The organism is Escherichia sp. WS3063 (genome assembly GCF_046486595.1).
GTDB classification, from domain to species: domain Bacteria; phylum Pseudomonadota; class Gammaproteobacteria; order Enterobacterales; family Enterobacteriaceae; genus Escherichia; species Escherichia coli.
The window spans coordinates 212,815-229,119 of the sequence record NZ_JBJQKY010000001.1 but is presented as its reverse complement, the minus strand read 5'-3'; the positions used below and the strand labels follow the sequence as shown (position 1 = coordinate 229,119).

At 52.6% G+C, this 16,305-nt stretch carries 16 protein-coding genes; 9 read left to right on the top strand and 7 right to left on the bottom strand.

Features of this window, described 5'->3' with window-relative positions; genetic code table 11:
- Positions 1-31 precede the first annotated feature (31 nt).
- Positions 32-361 carry a C-type lysozyme inhibitor gene (gene mliC, locus ACJHYW_RS01160; protein WP_000061974.1) on the bottom strand — a complete coding sequence of 110 codons (330 nt, stop codon included), beginning with the start codon at positions 359-361 and terminating at the stop codon, positions 32-34.
- A 97-nt stretch (positions 362-458) separates the two neighbouring features.
- The gene (anmK, locus tag ACJHYW_RS01155) at positions 459-1,568 is read right to left on the bottom strand and encodes an anhydro-N-acetylmuramic acid kinase (RefSeq protein ID WP_000835085.1); all 1,110 of its coding nucleotides are present in this window, start codon (positions 1,566-1,568) and stop codon (positions 459-461) included.
- Between the two features lie 273 nt (positions 1,569-1,841).
- Between anmK and slyB the strand changes: the two genes are divergently transcribed.
- Entirely contained in the window at positions 1,842-2,309 is a 468-nt protein-coding gene (slyB, locus tag ACJHYW_RS01150) for an outer membrane lipoprotein SlyB (RefSeq protein WP_000597196.1), read from the top strand.
- 46 nt (positions 2,310-2,355) lie between these two features.
- On the opposite strand, the gene slyA is transcribed toward slyB, so the two are convergent.
- Positions 2,356-2,790: a transcriptional regulator SlyA gene (slyA, locus tag ACJHYW_RS01145; RefSeq protein ID WP_000445640.1), complete on the bottom strand. Its 435-nt coding sequence runs from the start codon at positions 2,788-2,790 to the stop codon at positions 2,356-2,358.
- A gap of 200 nt (positions 2,791-2,990) precedes the next feature.
- On the opposite strand from slyA, the gene ACJHYW_RS01140 reads away from it, so the two are divergent.
- From ACJHYW_RS01140 to ACJHYW_RS01130, 3 genes are read left to right on the top strand one after another with little or no spacing between them, the layout of a single operon-like run.
- The gene (locus ACJHYW_RS01140) at positions 2,991-3,227 is read left to right on the top strand and encodes a DUF1656 domain-containing protein (protein ID WP_000670998.1); all 237 of its coding nucleotides are present in this window, start codon (positions 2,991-2,993) and stop codon (positions 3,225-3,227) included.
- A gap of 2 nt (positions 3,228-3,229) precedes the next feature.
- Entirely contained in the window at positions 3,230-4,087 is an 858-nt protein-coding gene (locus ACJHYW_RS01135) for an HlyD family secretion protein (RefSeq protein ID WP_001300356.1), read from the top strand.
- On the top strand, positions 4,087-6,099 hold the full coding sequence (locus ACJHYW_RS01130) for an FUSC family protein (protein ID WP_001098133.1): 2,013 nt from the start codon (positions 4,087-4,089) through the stop codon (positions 6,097-6,099). Before ACJHYW_RS01135 ends, ACJHYW_RS01130 begins: the two co-directional genes overlap by 1 nt.
- Here the strand turns inward: ACJHYW_RS01130 and sodC are convergent, their stop codons facing one another.
- From sodC to ACJHYW_RS01115, 3 genes are all read right to left on the bottom strand, one after another.
- Positions 6,100-6,621 carry a superoxide dismutase [Cu-Zn] SodC gene (gene sodC / locus ACJHYW_RS01125; RefSeq protein ID WP_001361459.1) on the bottom strand — a complete coding sequence of 174 codons (522 nt, stop codon included), beginning with the start codon at positions 6,619-6,621 and terminating at the stop codon, positions 6,100-6,102. It lies immediately after the preceding gene.
- 80 nt (positions 6,622-6,701) lie between these two features.
- On the bottom strand, positions 6,702-7,598 hold the full coding sequence (locus tag ACJHYW_RS01120) for an aldo/keto reductase family oxidoreductase (RefSeq protein WP_000250656.1): 897 nt from the start codon (positions 7,596-7,598) through the stop codon (positions 6,702-6,704).
- 48 nt (positions 7,599-7,646) lie between these two features.
- On the bottom strand, positions 7,647-7,886 hold the full coding sequence (locus tag ACJHYW_RS01115; protein WP_000840481.1) for a DUF1289 domain-containing protein: 240 nt from the start codon (positions 7,884-7,886) through the stop codon (positions 7,647-7,649).
- A 102-nt stretch (positions 7,887-7,988) separates the two neighbouring features.
- Here ACJHYW_RS01115 and nemR point away from each other — a divergent pair, with 102 nt between their 5' ends.
- From nemR to ACJHYW_RS01090, 5 genes are all read left to right on the top strand, one after another.
- Complete coding sequence (gene nemR / locus ACJHYW_RS01110; RefSeq protein WP_001032950.1) at positions 7,989-8,588, top strand: DNA-binding transcriptional regulator NemR; 600 nt, start codon at positions 7,989-7,991, stop codon at positions 8,586-8,588.
- Positions 8,589-8,624: 36 nt separating this feature from the next.
- A complete protein-coding gene (gene nemA / locus ACJHYW_RS01105) occupies positions 8,625-9,722 on the top strand; it encodes an N-ethylmaleimide reductase (RefSeq protein WP_000093611.1) in 1,098 nt (365 codons plus the stop codon).
- A gap of 80 nt (positions 9,723-9,802) precedes the next feature.
- Entirely contained in the window at positions 9,803-10,210 is a 408-nt protein-coding gene (gloA, locus tag ACJHYW_RS01100) for a lactoylglutathione lyase (RefSeq protein ID WP_001237796.1), read from the top strand.
- Positions 10,211-10,312: 102 nt separating this feature from the next.
- Positions 10,313-10,960: a ribonuclease T gene (gene rnt / locus ACJHYW_RS01095; RefSeq protein WP_001282281.1), complete on the top strand. Its 648-nt coding sequence runs from the start codon at positions 10,313-10,315 to the stop codon at positions 10,958-10,960.
- Positions 10,961-11,052: 92 nt separating this feature from the next.
- Positions 11,053-15,669: an ATP-dependent helicase gene (locus tag ACJHYW_RS01090; RefSeq protein ID WP_001361457.1), complete on the top strand. Its 4,617-nt coding sequence runs from the start codon at positions 11,053-11,055 to the stop codon at positions 15,667-15,669.
- A gap of 50 nt (positions 15,670-15,719) precedes the next feature.
- Here the strand turns inward: ACJHYW_RS01090 and grxD are convergent, their stop codons facing one another.
- Positions 15,720-16,067, bottom strand: a complete 348-nt coding sequence (grxD, locus tag ACJHYW_RS01085) for a monothiol glutaredoxin 4 (protein ID WP_000108172.1) — start codon at positions 16,065-16,067, stop codon at positions 15,720-15,722.
- Between the last annotated feature and the right edge of the window lie 238 nt (positions 16,068-16,305).

Below are 16,305 nucleotides of genomic sequence, written 5' to 3'. Positions count from 1 at the left end.
GACGCTATTGTGCGCCGCCCCTGGAAAAATCTCAACGCTGTGGATTTTGTAACTGACAGTTATTCAAGACGATGCGGTCGCGTTTATAGACAGTCGCTTCCTCGCCTTTCGACCAGAAAACATAGATCCCGTCGGTGTAACGTGCACCAGACGCAGAAATGCCCTGTTTGAGATGCAATAGTTGATTATCATAAACAAAACTGACTTCCTGGCGCGGATTATTCAGTTTGACCGTCAACGGTTTTTCATCACACTGGTATTCCAGCGTATCGGTTTGCATGCGTTCAACCAGTTGATTGAACGCGCTACAGCCGGTGAGAAGGACCGGCAAACAGATCAGTAACAGTTTTTTCATAGACATATCCCGAAGACTTTCCTGGTCTGGAGGGCAATACGCCCTCCCTAACGTTCCAAGTGTAACGGCAGACGCGGTAAGAAAAATTCAGTTAACTCTGATATCACAGGTTAGCGGGGAAAATAGCCCCCAGTACCGTCTCCTGGCTTGCGCCAGTGACGGAAGGCAGATTTCCTGGTAATCCCGCCAGCGTCCGCCAGGCAAGCCAGGCGAAAGCCAATGCTTCCATGTCATCGCCACTAATGCCAACGGCATCGGTGGTGGTGACTTCTGTGCCTGGCAGTAATGCCGCCAGACGCGCCATGAGTAGCGGATTACGACTTCCTCCACCACATACCATCAATCGTTCGCAGCCACCGCTCAACAAAACTTGTTCAGAAATGGTCACGGCGGTGAGTTCTGCCAGTGTCGCCTGTACATCTCGGGGATCAACCCCCGGAAAATGGCGCAAATGGCGCTCCAGCCAGCCGTAGTTAAAGTATTCGCGTCCGGTACTTTTCGGTGCAGGTTGCGAGAAATATGGGTCGCTGAGCATATTTTGCAGCAGTGGGAGAATGACTTTACCCGCCCGTGCCCACTCGGAATCTTTATCGTAAGGTTTACCGGCCTGACGCCAGATCCAGGCATCCATCAGCATGTTACCAGGGCCGGTATCGTAGCCCCCTACCGGCTGCCCAGGAATGAGCAGTGACAGATTGGCGATGCCGCCAATATTGAGCACCATTCGTCGCTCGGTTGGGTGAGCCAGCAGCGCATGATGGAACGCAGGTACCAGCGGTGCGCCTTGTCCTCCCAAGGCAATATCGCGACGGCGAAAATCACCGACAACCGTAATTCCGGTGCGCGCCACAATTTGATTGTTATCGCCAATCTGTAAAGTGTGTGGTGCCACGCCCGTCGGTTCATGCCAGACGGTTTGACCGTGACAGCCGATCGCAACGATATCTCTCGCCTGCAGGTTTTGTTCCTTAAGCAAGGCATTGACCGCATCAGCAAAAAGTCGCCCGAGTTGAGTATCAAGCTGTCCAAACTGCGAAAGTGTAAGCTGCTGGCCCTGGCAAATATCCAGTACAGCCTGTTTCAGAGACACCGGGATCGGCCAGCTCAAACTTGCCAGCTGTGCGACCCGGTGTTCATCAATTGTCGCCAACACAACATCAACACCATCAAGGCTGGTGCCTGACATAACGCCAATAAAGCGGCCCGATTTCATAGTTCATCCTTTTTCAATCTGACGTTTGCGCACCACTCAAACATAAACTTTTCGTGAATACCATGCGGAATGACCGATTTTTACCGTTGGTAGTAAAACATTATCTTCAAATCAATAATCATCATGAATGTTTTGTTTATAATTGGTTGATCCTACTTTCATTATGATTTGCTCATATTTGGTAGAATATGTAACCATGGATTCACATATGCCATATACTTTGACCATGAGGGATGCTTGCGTGGCGTTTCATGGTGAACAGGAGATTTTTCAATGATTAAACGCGTATTGGTTGTTTCAATGGTAGGTCTGTCTCTTGTCGGTTGTGTTAATAACGACACCCTGTCAGGGGATGTTTATACCGCTTCTGAAGCGAAACAAGTACAGAATGTCAGCTATGGCACCATCGTTAACGTACGTCCGGTACAGATTCAGGGCGGTGATGATTCCAACGTTATCGGCGCAATTGGCGGTGCTGTTCTTGGTGGTTTCCTGGGAAATACTGTTGGCGGCGGAACCGGGCGTTCTCTGGCTACTGCAGCAGGCGCTGTTGCAGGTGGCGTAGCCGGTCAGGGCGTACAGAGTGCAATGAACAAAACGCAGGGTGTCGAGCTGGAAATTCGTAAAGACGATGGTAATACCATCATGGTGGTACAGAAACAAGGCAACACTCGTTTCTCTCCGGGCCAACGTGTCGTACTGGCCAGCAATGGCAGTCAGGTGACCGTTTCCCCGCGCTAAATAAGTTTGCGTGTGGTCAGGTTACTGACCACACGCCCCCTTCATTTCACCCTTTGGCCTGTAACTCAATGATATTATGCTCAAGTTTTGCGATGAGCTTAATCAGTTGTTCCAGTTCCTCTGCGGAGATGCCATGTAAAATTTCCGCGCGGGTTTTGTTAATAACAGCTTCCATTTCGCTGATCAGTGGCTCTGCCTTTTCCGTCAGTTTAATACGTTTAGCCCGACGATCGCTGGCACAAGTTTGACGCGAAATTAACCCTTTTTCTTCCAGTTGGTCCAGAGTACGGACCAGTGATGGCTGCTCGATGCCAATCGCTTTTGCCAGTTGAATTTGCGACTGGTCTGGAGGTAACTGATGGATATTGTGTAACGTAACCCAATGGGTTTGTGTTAACTCCAGCGGTTTCAGGCGATGGTCTATCAGAGCACGCCATATGCGCACCAACCGTGCCAGATCAGAACCTAGTGGCGATTCCAATTTCATCTCCTTATAATTAGCTTGCTAAGATATTATGCGGCTTTTAGAATAGTGTGCAGCAATTGTATTGCTAAAACAAATGTATTGCTGCATTTGGTTACCGTCAGACATATTTTTCAGAAATTGCGCGTAAATTTTTCGCACTTAAAGAATATTTATTAATCTAACGCAATATATTCGGTCGTAAAGGAATCTACTTTGTGAAGTTTATGCTCAATGCAACAGGATTGCCCTTACAAGATCTGGTGTTCGGTGCGTCCGTCTACTTTCCTCCGTTTTTCAAAGCCTTCGCGTTTGGATTCGTCATCTGGCTTGTCGTACACCGCCTGCTTCGTGGCTGGATCTACGCCGGTGACATCTGGCATCCCTTGTTAATGGATTTATCGCTGTTTGCGATTTGCGTTTGCCTTGCCCTGGCAATACTGATTGCGTGGTAACTATGTCAATTAAAACAATTAAGTATTTCTCAACAATCATTGTAGCGGTAGTTGCGGTTCTTGCCGGATGGTGGCTGTGGAATTATTACATGCAATCTCCGTGGACACGCGACGGGAAAATACGCGCAGAACAGGTTTCTATCACCCCTCAGGTGTCGGGACGTATTGTTGAGTTGAATATAAAAGACAACCAACTGGTTAACGCGGGGGATCTTCTGCTCACGATCGATAAAACGCCCTTTCAGATCGCCGAGCTGAACGCACAGGCTCAGCTGGCGAAAGCGCAATCTGACCTCGCAAAAGCCAATAACGAAGCGAATCGTCGTCGTCATCTCTCACAAAATTTTATTTCTGCCGAAGAACTCGATACCGCTAACCTCAATGTTAAAGCGATGCAGGCCAGTGTTGATGCCGCACAGGCGACGCTGAAACAGGCACAATGGCAACTGGCGCAAACGGAAATTCGCGCCCCGGTGAGTGGATGGGTGACTAACCTCACTACCCGCATCGGCGATTACGCTGACACCGGGAAACCGCTGTTTGCCCTTGTCGACAGCCACTCGTTTTACGTCATTGGTTATTTTGAAGAAACCAAGTTGCGCCATATCCGCGAAGGTGCACCAGCACAAATTACCCTCTATAGTGATAACAAAACGTTACAGGGTCACGTTTCCAGTATCGGTCGGGCGATTTATGATCAGAGCGTTGAAAGTGACTCAAGCCTTATTCCGGATGTGAAACCTAACGTCCCCTGGGTTCGTCTCGCCCAACGCGTTCCCGTCCGCTTTGCGCTGGATAAAGTTCCAGGCGATGTCACGCTGGTGTCGGGCACCACCTGTAGCATTGCCGTAGGTCAATAATGAACACATCGTCATGGTCCTTGCGCAATTTGCCCTGGTTCAGGGCCACGCTGGCGCAATGGCGTTATGCGTTACGCAATACTATTGCCATGTGTCTGGCGCTGACGGTTGCCTATTATTTAAATCTGGATGAACCCTATTGGGCGATGACCTCGGCTGCCGTGGTTAGCTTTCCCACCGTTGGCGGTGTCATCAGCAAAAGCCTCGGACGCATCGCTGGCAGTTTGCTCGGAGCCATTGCGGCACTGCTTCTTGCCGGACATACACTTAATGAGCCGTGGTTTTTTCTTTTGAGCATGGCGGCGTGGCTTGGCTTTTGTACCTGGGCCTGTGCGCACTTCACGAATAATGTCGCGTATGCATTTCAACTGGCGGGCTACACGGCTGCCATCATCGCCTTTCCGATGGTTAATATTACTGAGGCCAGCCAGCTGTGGGATATCGCTCAGGCGCGCGTTTGCGAGGTGATTGTCGGTATTTTGTGCGGCGGCATGATGATGATGATCCTGCCGAGCAATTCCGATGCTACAGCCCTTTTAACCGCATTGAAAAACATGCACGCCCGATTGCTGGAACATGCCAGTTTACTCTGGCAGCCTGAAACAACCGATGCCATTCGTGCAGCACATGAAGGGGTGATTGGGCAGATACTGACCATGAATTTGCTCCGTATCCAGGCTTTCTGGAGCCACTATCGTTTTCGCCAGCAAAACGCACGCCTTAATGCGCTGCTCCACCAGCAATTACGTATGACCAGTGTCATCTCCAGCCTGCGACGTATGTTGCTCAACTGGCCCTCACCGCCAGGTGCCACACGAGAAATTCTCGAACAGCTGCTGACGGCGCTCGCCAGTTCGCAAACAGATGTTTACACCGTCGCACGTATTATCGCCCCGCTACGCCCGACCAACGTCGCCGACTATCGGCACGTCGCCTTCTGGCAGCGACTACGTTATTTTTGCCGCCTTTATCTGCAAAGTAGTCAGGAATTACATCATCTGCAAAGCGGTGTGGATGATCATACCAGACTCCCACGGACATCCGGCCTGGCTCGTCATACCGATAACGCCGAAGCTATGTGGAGCGGACTGCGTACATTTTGTACGTTGATGATGATTGGCGCATGGAGTATTGCTTCGCAATGGGATGCCGGTGCCAATGCATTAACGCTGGCCGCAATTAGCTGCGTACTCTACTCCGCCGTCGCGGCACCGTTTAAGTCCTTGTCACTGCTAATGCGCACGCTGGTGTTACTTTCGCTATTCAGCTTTGTGGTCAAATTTGGCCTGATGGTGCAGATTAGCGATCTGTGGCAATTTTTACTGTTTCTCTTCCCACTACTGGCGACGATGCAGCTTCTTAAATTGCAGATGCCCAAATTTGCCGCACTGTGGGGGCAACTGATTGTTTTTATGGGTTCGTTTATCGCTGTCACTAATCCTCCGGTGTATGATTTTGCTGATTTTCTTAACGATAATCTGGCAAAAATTGTTGGCGTCGCGTTGGCGTGGCTAGCGTTCGCCATTCTGCGACCTGGGTCTGACGCTCGTAAAAGCCGTCGTCATATTCGCGCACTGCGCCGGGATTTTGTCGATCAGCTAAGCCGCCATCCAACACTGAGTGAAAGCGAATTTGAATCGCTTACTTATCATCACGTCAGTCAGTTGAGTAACAGCCAGGATGCGCTGGCTCGCCGTTGGTTATTACGCTGGGGTGTAGTGCTGCTGAACTGTTCTCATGTTGTCTGGCAATTGCGCGACTGGGAATCGCGTTCCGATCCGTTATCGCGAGTACGAGATAACTGTATTTCACTGTTGCGGGGAGTGATGAGTGAGCGTGGCGTTCAGCAAAAATCTCTGGCGGCCACACTTGAAGAATTACAGCGAATTTGCGACAGCCTTGCCCGTCATCATCAACCTGCCGCCCGTGAGCTGGCGGCAATTGTCTGGCGGCTGTACTGCTCGCTTTCGCAACTTGAGCAAGCACCGCCGCAAGGTACGCTGGCCTCTTAATTACTTAATCACACCACAGGCATAGCGTCCACCGCCACCACCCAGCGGTTTAGGTTGATCGGACATATTATCGCCGCCAACGTGGACCATCAACGCCTTGTCTTTGATTTCATCCAGTGATTTCAGACGAGGCGCGATGACGGCATCGGTGGCTTTGCCGTCATTATTGACGACCAGTGCAGGCAGATCGCCTAAATGCCCGGCACCTTCTGGCCCTTCATGTTTACCGGTATTTTGTGGATCAAGATGCCCGCCTGCGGATTCCGCGGCGCTGGCTTTGCCATCTTTGGTGGCTGGCTGGCAGCTTCCTTTGGCATGAATATGGAAGCCATGTTCACCGGGAGGTAATGCTTTCAGATCGGGCGAAAACTCCAGACCTTTATCGGTTTCAGTAATGGTAACGCTACCAATTGACTGCCCAACCCCTTGCGACGTGACGAGGTTCATCTCGACTTTTTCACTGGCAGCTTGTGCGCCGGTCGCAACAACCAGCGCCAGAATGGCCAGACTAAAACGTTTCATAGGACCTCCGTTCATTGTGCATTCCTGAATAAGTGTAAACCAGTGACACATTTTTGAACGGCGGCTATTCCTAAAAGTGCTTACGGTACGTCGTAACCCAATGCCGCTTTACGGATACGGAACCATTGTTGACGGGTCATTTTCAGTGTTTCAGCTTCGACAGCTGCCCGTACGCGCTCAATTTTACCTGAGCCGATAATTGGCAGCGGCTGCGACGGTAAACGTAATACCCAGGCGTAAACCACCTGTTCAATCGAGCCCGCGTTTAACTCCTCCGCCACCACAGCCAGTTCATCACGCAGAGGCTGGAAATAATCATCATTAAACAGACGACCACCACCAAGGCAGGACCACGCCATCGGACGAACACGCAGTTGTTGCAGTTGGTCGAGCGTGCCATCCAGCAGTAACGGCTGATGCACCGGGGATATTTCCACCTGATTAGTGGCAAGGGTAAACGGCAGGCGTGATTGCAACAGGGCAAATTGCGCGGGCGTGAAGTTGGATACACCAAAATGGCGCACTTTGCCGCTCTGATGCAGATGTTTAAACGCGTCCGCCACTTCATCGGCATCCATTAACGGGTCTGGTCGGTGGATTAACAGCAGATCCAGATGATCGGTCGCGAGATTAATTAGCGACTGTTCGGCGCTCTTAATGATGTGATCGCGGTCAGTGATGTAATGACCAATGACGTTTTCTTCACGCGCGGTCGTCGCGATACCGCATTTACTGACGATTTCCATCCGTTCACGCAGGTGAGGAGCCAGTTTCAGCGCCTCGCCAAACGCCGCTTCGCACTGATAGCCACCATAAATATCAGCATGGTCCACGGTGGTCACGCCGAGATCCAGATGCTCTTCAATAAAACTGACCAGCTGGCGGGCGGACATATTCCAGTCCATCAATCGCCAGTAGCCCATCACAAAACGGGAAAACTCCGGGCCTTGCGGCGCAATAGTAATACGCTGAACCATAATCGCTTCCTCTTATCAGATATGAGAGGAGTATACGCAAGATTAGGCTCAAAAGAGTGATGGTTGCTCCGGTTCGTCTGATGACGCTGGCTTATTTGCGCGTAATTTGCGCATTAATCGCTGCCGACAAAGGCGCAGCACCTCTTGTTTTTCGCCATCGCTCATTTTATTCCAGTTAAAACGCTCATCCCGACTACGAAAACAGCCGCGACAAAACCCGCGTTCGTCAGACTGGCAAATTCCCCGGCACGGGCTCTGGACGGGAAAGAACTCTAATTGCTCCGCCACTTCGCCCTCCTCAAATAAGATTATTACCATTATTGAAGCTGTTAATGCCCAAAGTAGCAACTTTGCTTGCACTGGACCGACTGGTCTACTACACTCCAACGCATGAACAAACATACCGAACATGATACTCGCGAACATCTCCTGGCGACGGGCGAGCAACTTTGCCTGCAACGTGGATTCACCGGGATGGGGCTAAGCGAATTACTAAAAACCGCTGAAGTGCCGAAAGGGTCCTTCTATCACTACTTTCGCTCTAAAGAAGCGTTTGGCGTTGCCATGCTTGAGCGCCATTACGCCACATATCACCAGCGACTGACTGAGTTGCTGCAATCCGGCGAAGGTAACTACCGCGACCGCATACTGGCTTATTACCAGCAAACACTGAACCAGTTTTGCCAACATGGAACCATCAGTGGTTGCCTGACAGTAAAACTCTCTGCCGAAGTGTGCGATCTGTCAGAAGATATGCGCAGCGCGATGGATAAAGGTGCTCGCGGCGTGATCGTTCTGCTCTCTCAGGCGCTGGAAAATGGCCGTGAGAACCATTGTTTAACCTTTTGTGGCGAACCGCTGCAACAGGCACAAGTGCTTTACGCACTGTGGCTTGGCGCGAATCTGCAGGCCAAAATTTCGCGCAATTCCGAGCCACTGGAAAACGCGCTGGCACATGTAAAAACCATTATTGCGACGCCTGCCGTTTAGCAGGCATTTTTTATCACCAGACGACCGGGAGCCTTTATGTCATCTGAAAAACTGTATTCCCCACTGAAAGTGGGCGCAATAACTGCGGCAAACCGTATTTTTATGGCACCGCTGACGCGTCTGCGCAGTATTGAACCGGGTGACATCCCTACCCCGTTGATGGCGGAATACTATCGCCAACGTGCCAGTGCCGGTTTGATTATTAGCGAAGCCACGCAAATTTCTGCCCAGGCAAAAGGATATGCAGGTGCGCCTGGCATCCATAGTCCGGAACAAATTGCCGCATGGAAAAAAATTACCGCTGGCGTTCATGCTGAAAATGGTCATATGGCCGTACAGCTGTGGCACACCGGACGCATTTCTCACGCCAGCCTGCAACCTGGCGGTCAGGTACCGGTAGCGCCTTCAGCACTTAGCGCGGGAACTCGCACTTCTCTGCGCGATGAAAATGGTCAGGCGATCCGTGTTGAAACATCCATGCCGCGTGCGCTTGAACTGGAAGAGATTCCGGGTATCGTCAATGATTTCCGTCGGGCCATTGCTAACGCGCGTGAAGCCGGTTTTGATCTGGTAGAGCTCCACTCTGCTCACGGTTATTTGCTACATCAGTTCCTTTCCCCTTCTTCAAACCATCGTACCGATCAGTACGGCGGCAGCGTGGAAAATCGCGCACGTCTGGTGCTGGAAGTGGTCGATGCAGGGATTGAAGAATGGGGTGCCGATCGCATTGGCATTCGCGTTTCGCCAATCGGTACTTTCCAGAACACAGATAACGGCCCGAATGAAGAAGCCGATGCACTGTATCTGATTGAACAACTGGGTAAACGCGGCATTGCTTATCTGCATATGTCAGAACCAGATTGGGCGGGGGGTGAACCGTATACTGATGCGTTCCGCGAAAAAGTACGCGCCCGTTTCCACGGTCCGATTATCGGCGCAGGTGCATACACGGTAGAAAAAGCCGAAACGCTGATCGGCAAAGGGTTAATTGATGCGGTGGCATTTGGTCGTGACTGGATTGCAAACCCGGATCTGGTCGCCCGCTTGCAGCGCAAAGCTGAGCTTAACCCACAGCGTGCCGAAAGTTTTTACGGTGGCGGCGCGGAAGGCTACACGGATTACCCGACGCTGTAATCCAACATTGCGAGCGGCGCAAAGCCGCCGCTATACTAAAACAACATTTTGAATCTGTTAGCCATTTTGAGGATATAAAGATGCGTCTTCTTCATACCATGCTGCGCGTTGGCGATCTGCAACGCTCCATCGATTTTTATACCAAAGTACTGGGCATGAAACTGCTGCGTACCAGCGAAAACCCGGAATACAAATACTCACTGGCGTTTGTTGGCTACGGCCCGGAAACCGAAGAAGCGGTGATTGAACTGACCTACAACTGGGGCGTGGATAAATACGAACTCGGCACTGCTTATGGTCACATCGCGCTTAGCGTTGATAACGCCGCTGAAGCGTGCGAAAAAATCCGTCAAAACGGGGGTAACGTGACCCGTGAAGCGGGTCCGGTAAAAGGCGGTACTACGGTTATCGCGTTTGTGGAAGATCCGGACGGTTACAAAATTGAGTTAATCGAAGAGAAAGACGCCGGTCGCGGTCTGGGCAACTAATCTCCTGCCGGGCGTGAACTCATCGCGCCCGCATCTTTACTGCATCGACAAGTAATATTTGTCATAATGCGCGCTGCAATTTATCCGTATTAAGAGAATCAGATGTCCGATAACGCTCAACTTACCGGTCTGTGCGACCGTTTTCGTGGTTTTTATCCTGTTGTGATCGATGTTGAAACAGCCGGATTTAATGCCAAAACCGATGCGCTGCTTGAGATTGCCGCCATCACCCTGAAAATGGATGAACAAGGCTGGCTGATGCCGGACACCACATTACATTTCCACGTCGAACCATTTGTCGGCGCAAATTTGCAGCCAGAGGCCCTCGCCTTCAACGGTATTGACCCGAACGATCCCGATCGCGGCGCGGTCAGCGAATACGAGGCGCTGCACGAAATTTTTAAAGTTGTGCGTAAAGGTATTAAAGCGAGCGGTTGTAACCGCGCCATTATGGTGGCGCACAACGCCAATTTCGATCACAGCTTTATGATGGCCGCCGCAGAACGAGCCTCACTGAAACGTAACCCGTTCCACCCTTTCGCCACTTTTGACACTGCTGCACTGGCCGGGCTGGCACTCGGACAAACCGTATTGTCAAAGGCTTGCCAGACCGCTGGCATGGACTTCGACAGCACCCAGGCGCACTCCGCGCTGTACGACACCGAACGCACTGCTGTGCTGTTTTGTGAAATCGTCAACCGCTGGAAACGTCTGGGAGGCTGGCCGCTACCTGCCGCCGAAGAGGTGTAATCGAGTCGATGCCTGATGACATGCAATGATTCAGGCATCTATAGTGAGGCTATTCCACGCATCATGCATGATATTCACGGGGAATAGCGTTAATGGCAGATAATCTAAACCCTTCATCGCCCCTGCCGGACGTGTTTTCACCGGCGACCCGCGACTGGTTTCTTCGCGCCTTTAAACAGCCGACCGCTGTCCAGTCGCAAACCTGGCATGTGGCGGCGCGAGGCGAACATGCGCTGGTGATTGCACCGACTGGCTCCGGGAAAACGCTGGCAGCATTTCTCTACGCCCTCGATCAGCTCTTCCGCGAAGGCGGCGAAGATACCCGCGAGGCGCATAAGCGTAAAACCTCACGCATTCTCTATATTTCACCGATCAAAGCTCTGGGCACCGACGTTCAGCGCAACTTGCAGATCCCGTTACAGGGTATTGCCGATGAACGGCGGCGGCGCGGCGAAACGGAAGTCAATCTTCGCGTGGGGATCCGTACTGGCGATACGCCTGCACAGGAACGCAGCAAACTCACCCGTAATCCGCCGGATATTCTGATCACCACACCCGAATCACTCTATCTGATGCTGACCTCCCGCGCGCGCGAAACGCTACGCGGCGTCGAAACGGTAATTATTGATGAAGTCCACGCGGTAGCAGGCAGTAAACGTGGTGCGCATCTGGCGTTAAGTCTGGAGCGGCTCGATGCGCTGCTCCACACCTCAGCACAGCGAATTGGCCTTTCTGCCACTGTGCGCTCAGCGAGCGATGTGGCAGCATTTCTTGGTGGCGATCGCCCGGTTACGGTAGTCAACCCGCCCGCAATGCGCCATCCGCAGATACGGATTGTCGTACCGGTCGCCAATATGGATGATGTCTCATCAGTCGCCAGCGGCACCGGCGAAGACAGCCATGCCGGCCGGGAAGGCTCCATCTGGCCATATATTGAAACGGGTATCCTTGATGAAGTGTTGCGCCATCGCTCGACCATTATCTTTACTAATTCGCGCGGGCTGGCGGAAAAACTGACGGCACGATTGAATGAGCTTTACGCCGCTCGCTTACAGCGTTCCCCGTCTATCGCCGTTGATGCGGCCCATTTCGAGTCGACCTCCGGCGCAACCTCTAACCGTGTACAAAGTAGCGACATTTTTATTGCCCGCTCACACCACGGCTCCGTCTCTAAAGAACAACGAGCAATCACCGAACAGGCGCTGAAATCGGGTGAATTACGCTGCGTGGTCGCAACCTCCAGTCTCGAACTGGGGATTGATATGGGCGCGGTGGATCTGGTGATTCAGGTGGCAACGCCGCTTTCTGTTGCCAGTGGGTTACAACGCATTGGACGTGCCGGACACCAGGTAGGTGGTATCTCCAAAGGGCTTTTTTTCCCCCGAACCCGGCGTGACTTAGTCGATTCCGCAGTCATTGTTGAGTGTATGTTCGCAGGCAGGCTGGAAAACCTGACACCACCGCATAATCCACTCGACGTCCTTGCGCAGCAAACCGTTGCCGCCGCGGCGATGGATGCATTACAGGCAGACGAATGGTACTCCCGCGTACGCCGTGCCGCACCGTGGAAAGATCTGCCAGGACGTGTTTTTGACGCCACGCTGGATATGCTTTCCGGGCGCTATCCCTCTGGCGATTTTTCTGCTTTTCGACCAAAACTGGTCTGGAACAGGGAGACCGGGATATTGACCGCCCGACCTGGCGCTCAATTGTTGGCGGTTACCAGTGGTGGCACGATTCCGGATCGTGGCATGTATAGCGTGTTATTACCCGAAGGTGAAGAACAGGCCGGTTCGCGGCGGGTGGGTGAACTGGATGAGGAGATGGTATATGAGTCACGGGTGAACGACATTATCACTCTCGGCGCAACCTCATGGCGGATCCAGCAAATCACCCGCGATCAGGTGATTGTGACTCCTGCTCCAGGTCGTTCTGCCCGCCTTCCCTTCTGGCGTGGTGAAGGTAACGGACGTCCGGCAGAATTAGGCGAGATGATCGGCGATTTTCTCCATTTACTGGCGGATGGCGCGTTCTTTTCCGGGACTATTCCCCCGTGGTTGGCAGAAGAAAATACGATCGCCAATATTCAGGGGTTGATTGACGAGCAGCGCAACGCGACGGGTATCGTTCCAGGTAGTCGTCATCTTGTCCTCGAACGGTGCCGTGATGAAATTGGTGACTGGCGTATTATTTTGCACTCTCCCTATGGAAGACGGGTGCATGAACCCTGGGCGCTGGCGATTGCCGGGCGAATACATGCACTATGGGGCGCTGACGCGTCTGTGGTTGCCAGTGATGACGGCATTGTTGCGCGCATTCCTGACACCGATGGTAAATTGCCTGATGCCGCGATTTTTTTGTTTGAACCAGAAAAGTTGCTGCAAATTGTCCGCGAGGCGGTAGGCAGCTCGGCACTTTTCGCCGCCCGTTTTCGCGAATGCGCCGCGCGGGCATTATTAATGCCGGGCCGCACGCCGGGCCATCGCACCCCGCTCTGGCAACAACGACTGCGCGCCAGTCAGTTGCTGGAAATCGCTCAGGGATATCCGGATTTTCCGGTCATTCTCGAAACCCTACGCGAATGTCTGCAAGATGTTTATGATCTTCCCGCGCTGGAACGTTTGATGCGTCGCCTGAACGGTGGCGAAATTCAAATATCCGATGTAACGACCACTACGCCCTCGCCTTTCGCCGCCAGTTTATTGTTCGGCTATGTCGCGGAATTTATGTACCAGAGCGACGCCCCGCTGGCAGAGCGCCGGGCATCCGTACTGTCGCTGGACAGCGAGTTACTGCGCAATCTACTCGGACAGGTCGAACCGGGGGAATTACTCGACCCGCAGGTCATTCGCCAGGTGGAAGAAGAGTTGCAACGACTGGCTCCTGGCAGAAGAGCGAAAGGTGAAGAAGGATTGTTCGACCTGCTGCGCGAACTGGGGCCAATGACCGTTGAAGACCTGGCGCAACGGCATACAGGCAGCAGTGAAGAGATTGCGTCGTATCTGGAAAATCTTCTTGGAGTAAAACGAATCTTCCCGACGATGATTAGCGGGCAGGAGCGTCTTGCCTGTATGGATGATGCCGCCAGGCTGCGCGATGCCCTCGGCGTACGACTACCAGAGTCACTGCCAGAGATTTATTTGCACCGAGTCAGTTACCCGCTTCGCGACCTCTTTCTGCGCTATCTCCGGGCTCATGCTCTGGTCACGGCTGAACAACTGGCTCATGAGTTTAGTCTCGGTATTGCCATTGTCGAAGAGCAACTTCAGCAACTGCGCGAACAGGGTCTGGTGATGAATCTGCAACAAGACATCTGGGTGAGCGATGAAGTATTTCGTCGTCTGCGTTTGCGCTCGCTGCAAGCCGCCAGAGAAGCGACACGTCCCGTTGCGGCCACGACCTATGCGCGATTGCTGCTGGAACGTCAGGGCGTATTACCCGCCACCGATGGTAGCCCGGCACTCTTTGCCTCAACATCGCCAGGCGTTTATGAGGGCGTGGATGGCGTGATGCGGGTGATCGAACAGCTTGCAGGAGTCGGTTTACCCGCCTCACTCTGGGAAAGCCAGATCCTGCCTGCCCGCGTACGCGACTATTCGCCAGAAATGCTCGATGAATTACTGGCAACCGGTGCGGTTATCTGGTCGGGGCAAAAAAAGCTGGGTGAAGATGACGGTCTGGTGGCACTGCATCTACAGGAATATGCCGCAGAATCGTTCACTCCCGCCGAAGCAGATCAGGCGAATCGTTCGGCGCTGCAGCAAGCGATAATCGCTGTTCTGGCTGACGGAGGAGCCTGGTTTGCACAACAAATCAGCCAACGGATACGCGATAAAATCGGCGAATCGGTTGATCCCTCGGCTCTGCAAGAGGCGTTATGGGCGCTGGTCTGGCAAGGCGTCATTACCAGCGACATTTGGGCACCGTTACGCGCCCTCACCCGTAGCAGTTCCAACGCACGCACCTCGACTCGCCGCAGTCACCGGGCTCGTCGTGGGCGTCCTGTCTATGCGCAACCCGTCTCGCCGCGGGTATCTTACAACACACCAAAGCTGGCCGGACGCTGGTCGTTATTGCAGGTGGAGCCACTAAACGATACCGAAAGGATGCTGGCGCTGGCGGAAAATATGCTCGACCGCTACGGCATCATCAGTCGTCAGGCGGTGATAGCCGAAAATATCCCTGGCGGTTTTCCATCGATGCAAACGCTTTGTCGAAGTATGGAAGACTCCGGGCGAATTATGCGAGGTCGTTTTGTAGAAGGTCTGGGTGGCGCGCAATTCGCTGAACGTCTGACTATTGACCGATTGCGTGACCTGGCGACACAAGCCACGCAAACGCGCCACTATACACCAGTGGCGCTCTCTGCCAACGATCCGGCTAATGCATGGGGAAATCTTCTGCCCTGGCCTGCACATCCGGCAACGCTGATACCAACGCGTCGGGCGGGTGCGCTGGTGGTCGTTTCTGGCGGCAAATTGTTACTCTATCTGGCGCAAGGTGGCAAAAAAATGCTGGTCTGGCAGGAAAAAGAGGAATTACTCGCCCCAGAGATTTTCCACGCGCTGACTACCGCACTGCGTCGCGAACCACGGCTGCGCTTTACGCTGACAGAAGTGAATGATCTACCAGTCCGACAAACGCCGATGTTTACGCTGCTGCGTGAGGCGGGATTTTCAAGTTCGCCACAAGGGCTGGATTGGGAATAGATAAAGAACTGACGGATGCCCGTTCGCATCCGTCAGTATTGCAGGACGGATTATTCCGCGTCCGGCTCTTCAGACTTGTATTTAGCGGCAGTTTCTTTGATCAACTGCTGCAGTTCGCCACGCTGATACATTTCGATCACGATATCACAACCGCCGACCAGCTCGCCGTCTACCCACAGTTGCGGGAAAGTCGGCCAGTTAGCATATTTCGGCAGTTCCGCACGAATGTCCGGATTCTGCAGAATATCAACATAGGCAAAACGTTCGCCACATGCGGCAAGCGCCTGGACTGCCTGGGCAGAGAAACCGCAGCTCGGCAGTTTCGGTGAACCTTTCATGTACAGCAGGATCGGGTTTTCAGCAATCTGGCGTTGGATTTTTTCGATAGTGGTGCTCATTGTCTTGCTTCCTCAAACTTCTTTACGGCAGTAATCTGACATTGTAGCGGGTCAGTGCGGCATCGGAAAATAACATTTTCATCACGCTTTTGCTATTTTATCCCTTTGTTCTATTTGTTGCATTTCAAATATTCGTTTCTTCCCTTATGCACGGCAAACTGGCGTGTTTATAACCATTTTTAGCTTTCACTGCTGCATTTTTTTGCGCTCGCCGACGAAACGTATTTTTTAACAATAA

What these genes read in the sequence shown, in the direction of transcription:
- ACJHYW_RS01135 (WP_001300356.1), top strand. Translation starts at nt 3,230, where the DNA reads ATGTCAATTAAAACAATTAAGTATTTCTCAACAATCATTGTAGCGGTA.
- ACJHYW_RS01130 (WP_001098133.1), top strand. Translation starts at nt 4,087, where the DNA reads ATGAACACATCGTCATGGTCCTTGCGCAATTTGCCCTGGTTCAGGGCC.
- nemA (WP_000093611.1), top strand. Translation starts at nt 8,625, where the DNA reads ATGTCATCTGAAAAACTGTATTCCCCACTGAAAGTGGGCGCAATAACT.
- ACJHYW_RS01090 (WP_001361457.1), top strand. Translation starts at nt 11,053, where the DNA reads ATGGCAGATAATCTAAACCCTTCATCGCCCCTGCCGGACGTGTTTTCA.
- grxD (WP_000108172.1), bottom strand. Translation starts at nt 16,067, where the DNA reads ATGAGCACCACTATCGAAAAAATCCAACGCCAGATTGCTGAAAACCCG.
- gloA (WP_001237796.1), top strand. Translation starts at nt 9,803, where the DNA reads ATGCGTCTTCTTCATACCATGCTGCGCGTTGGCGATCTGCAACGCTCC.
- rnt (WP_001282281.1), top strand. Translation starts at nt 10,313, where the DNA reads ATGTCCGATAACGCTCAACTTACCGGTCTGTGCGACCGTTTTCGTGGT.
- slyB (WP_000597196.1), top strand. Translation starts at nt 1,842, where the DNA reads ATGATTAAACGCGTATTGGTTGTTTCAATGGTAGGTCTGTCTCTTGTC.
- nemR (WP_001032950.1), top strand. Translation starts at nt 7,989, where the DNA reads ATGAACAAACATACCGAACATGATACTCGCGAACATCTCCTGGCGACG.
- ACJHYW_RS01120 (WP_000250656.1), bottom strand. Translation starts at nt 7,598, where the DNA reads ATGGTTCAGCGTATTACTATTGCGCCGCAAGGCCCGGAGTTTTCCCGT.
- sodC (WP_001361459.1), bottom strand. Translation starts at nt 6,621, where the DNA reads ATGAAACGTTTTAGTCTGGCCATTCTGGCGCTGGTTGTTGCGACCGGC.
- anmK (WP_000835085.1), bottom strand. Translation starts at nt 1,568, where the DNA reads ATGAAATCGGGCCGCTTTATTGGCGTTATGTCAGGCACCAGCCTTGAT.
- mliC (WP_000061974.1), bottom strand. Translation starts at nt 361, where the DNA reads ATGTCTATGAAAAAACTGTTACTGATCTGTTTGCCGGTCCTTCTCACC.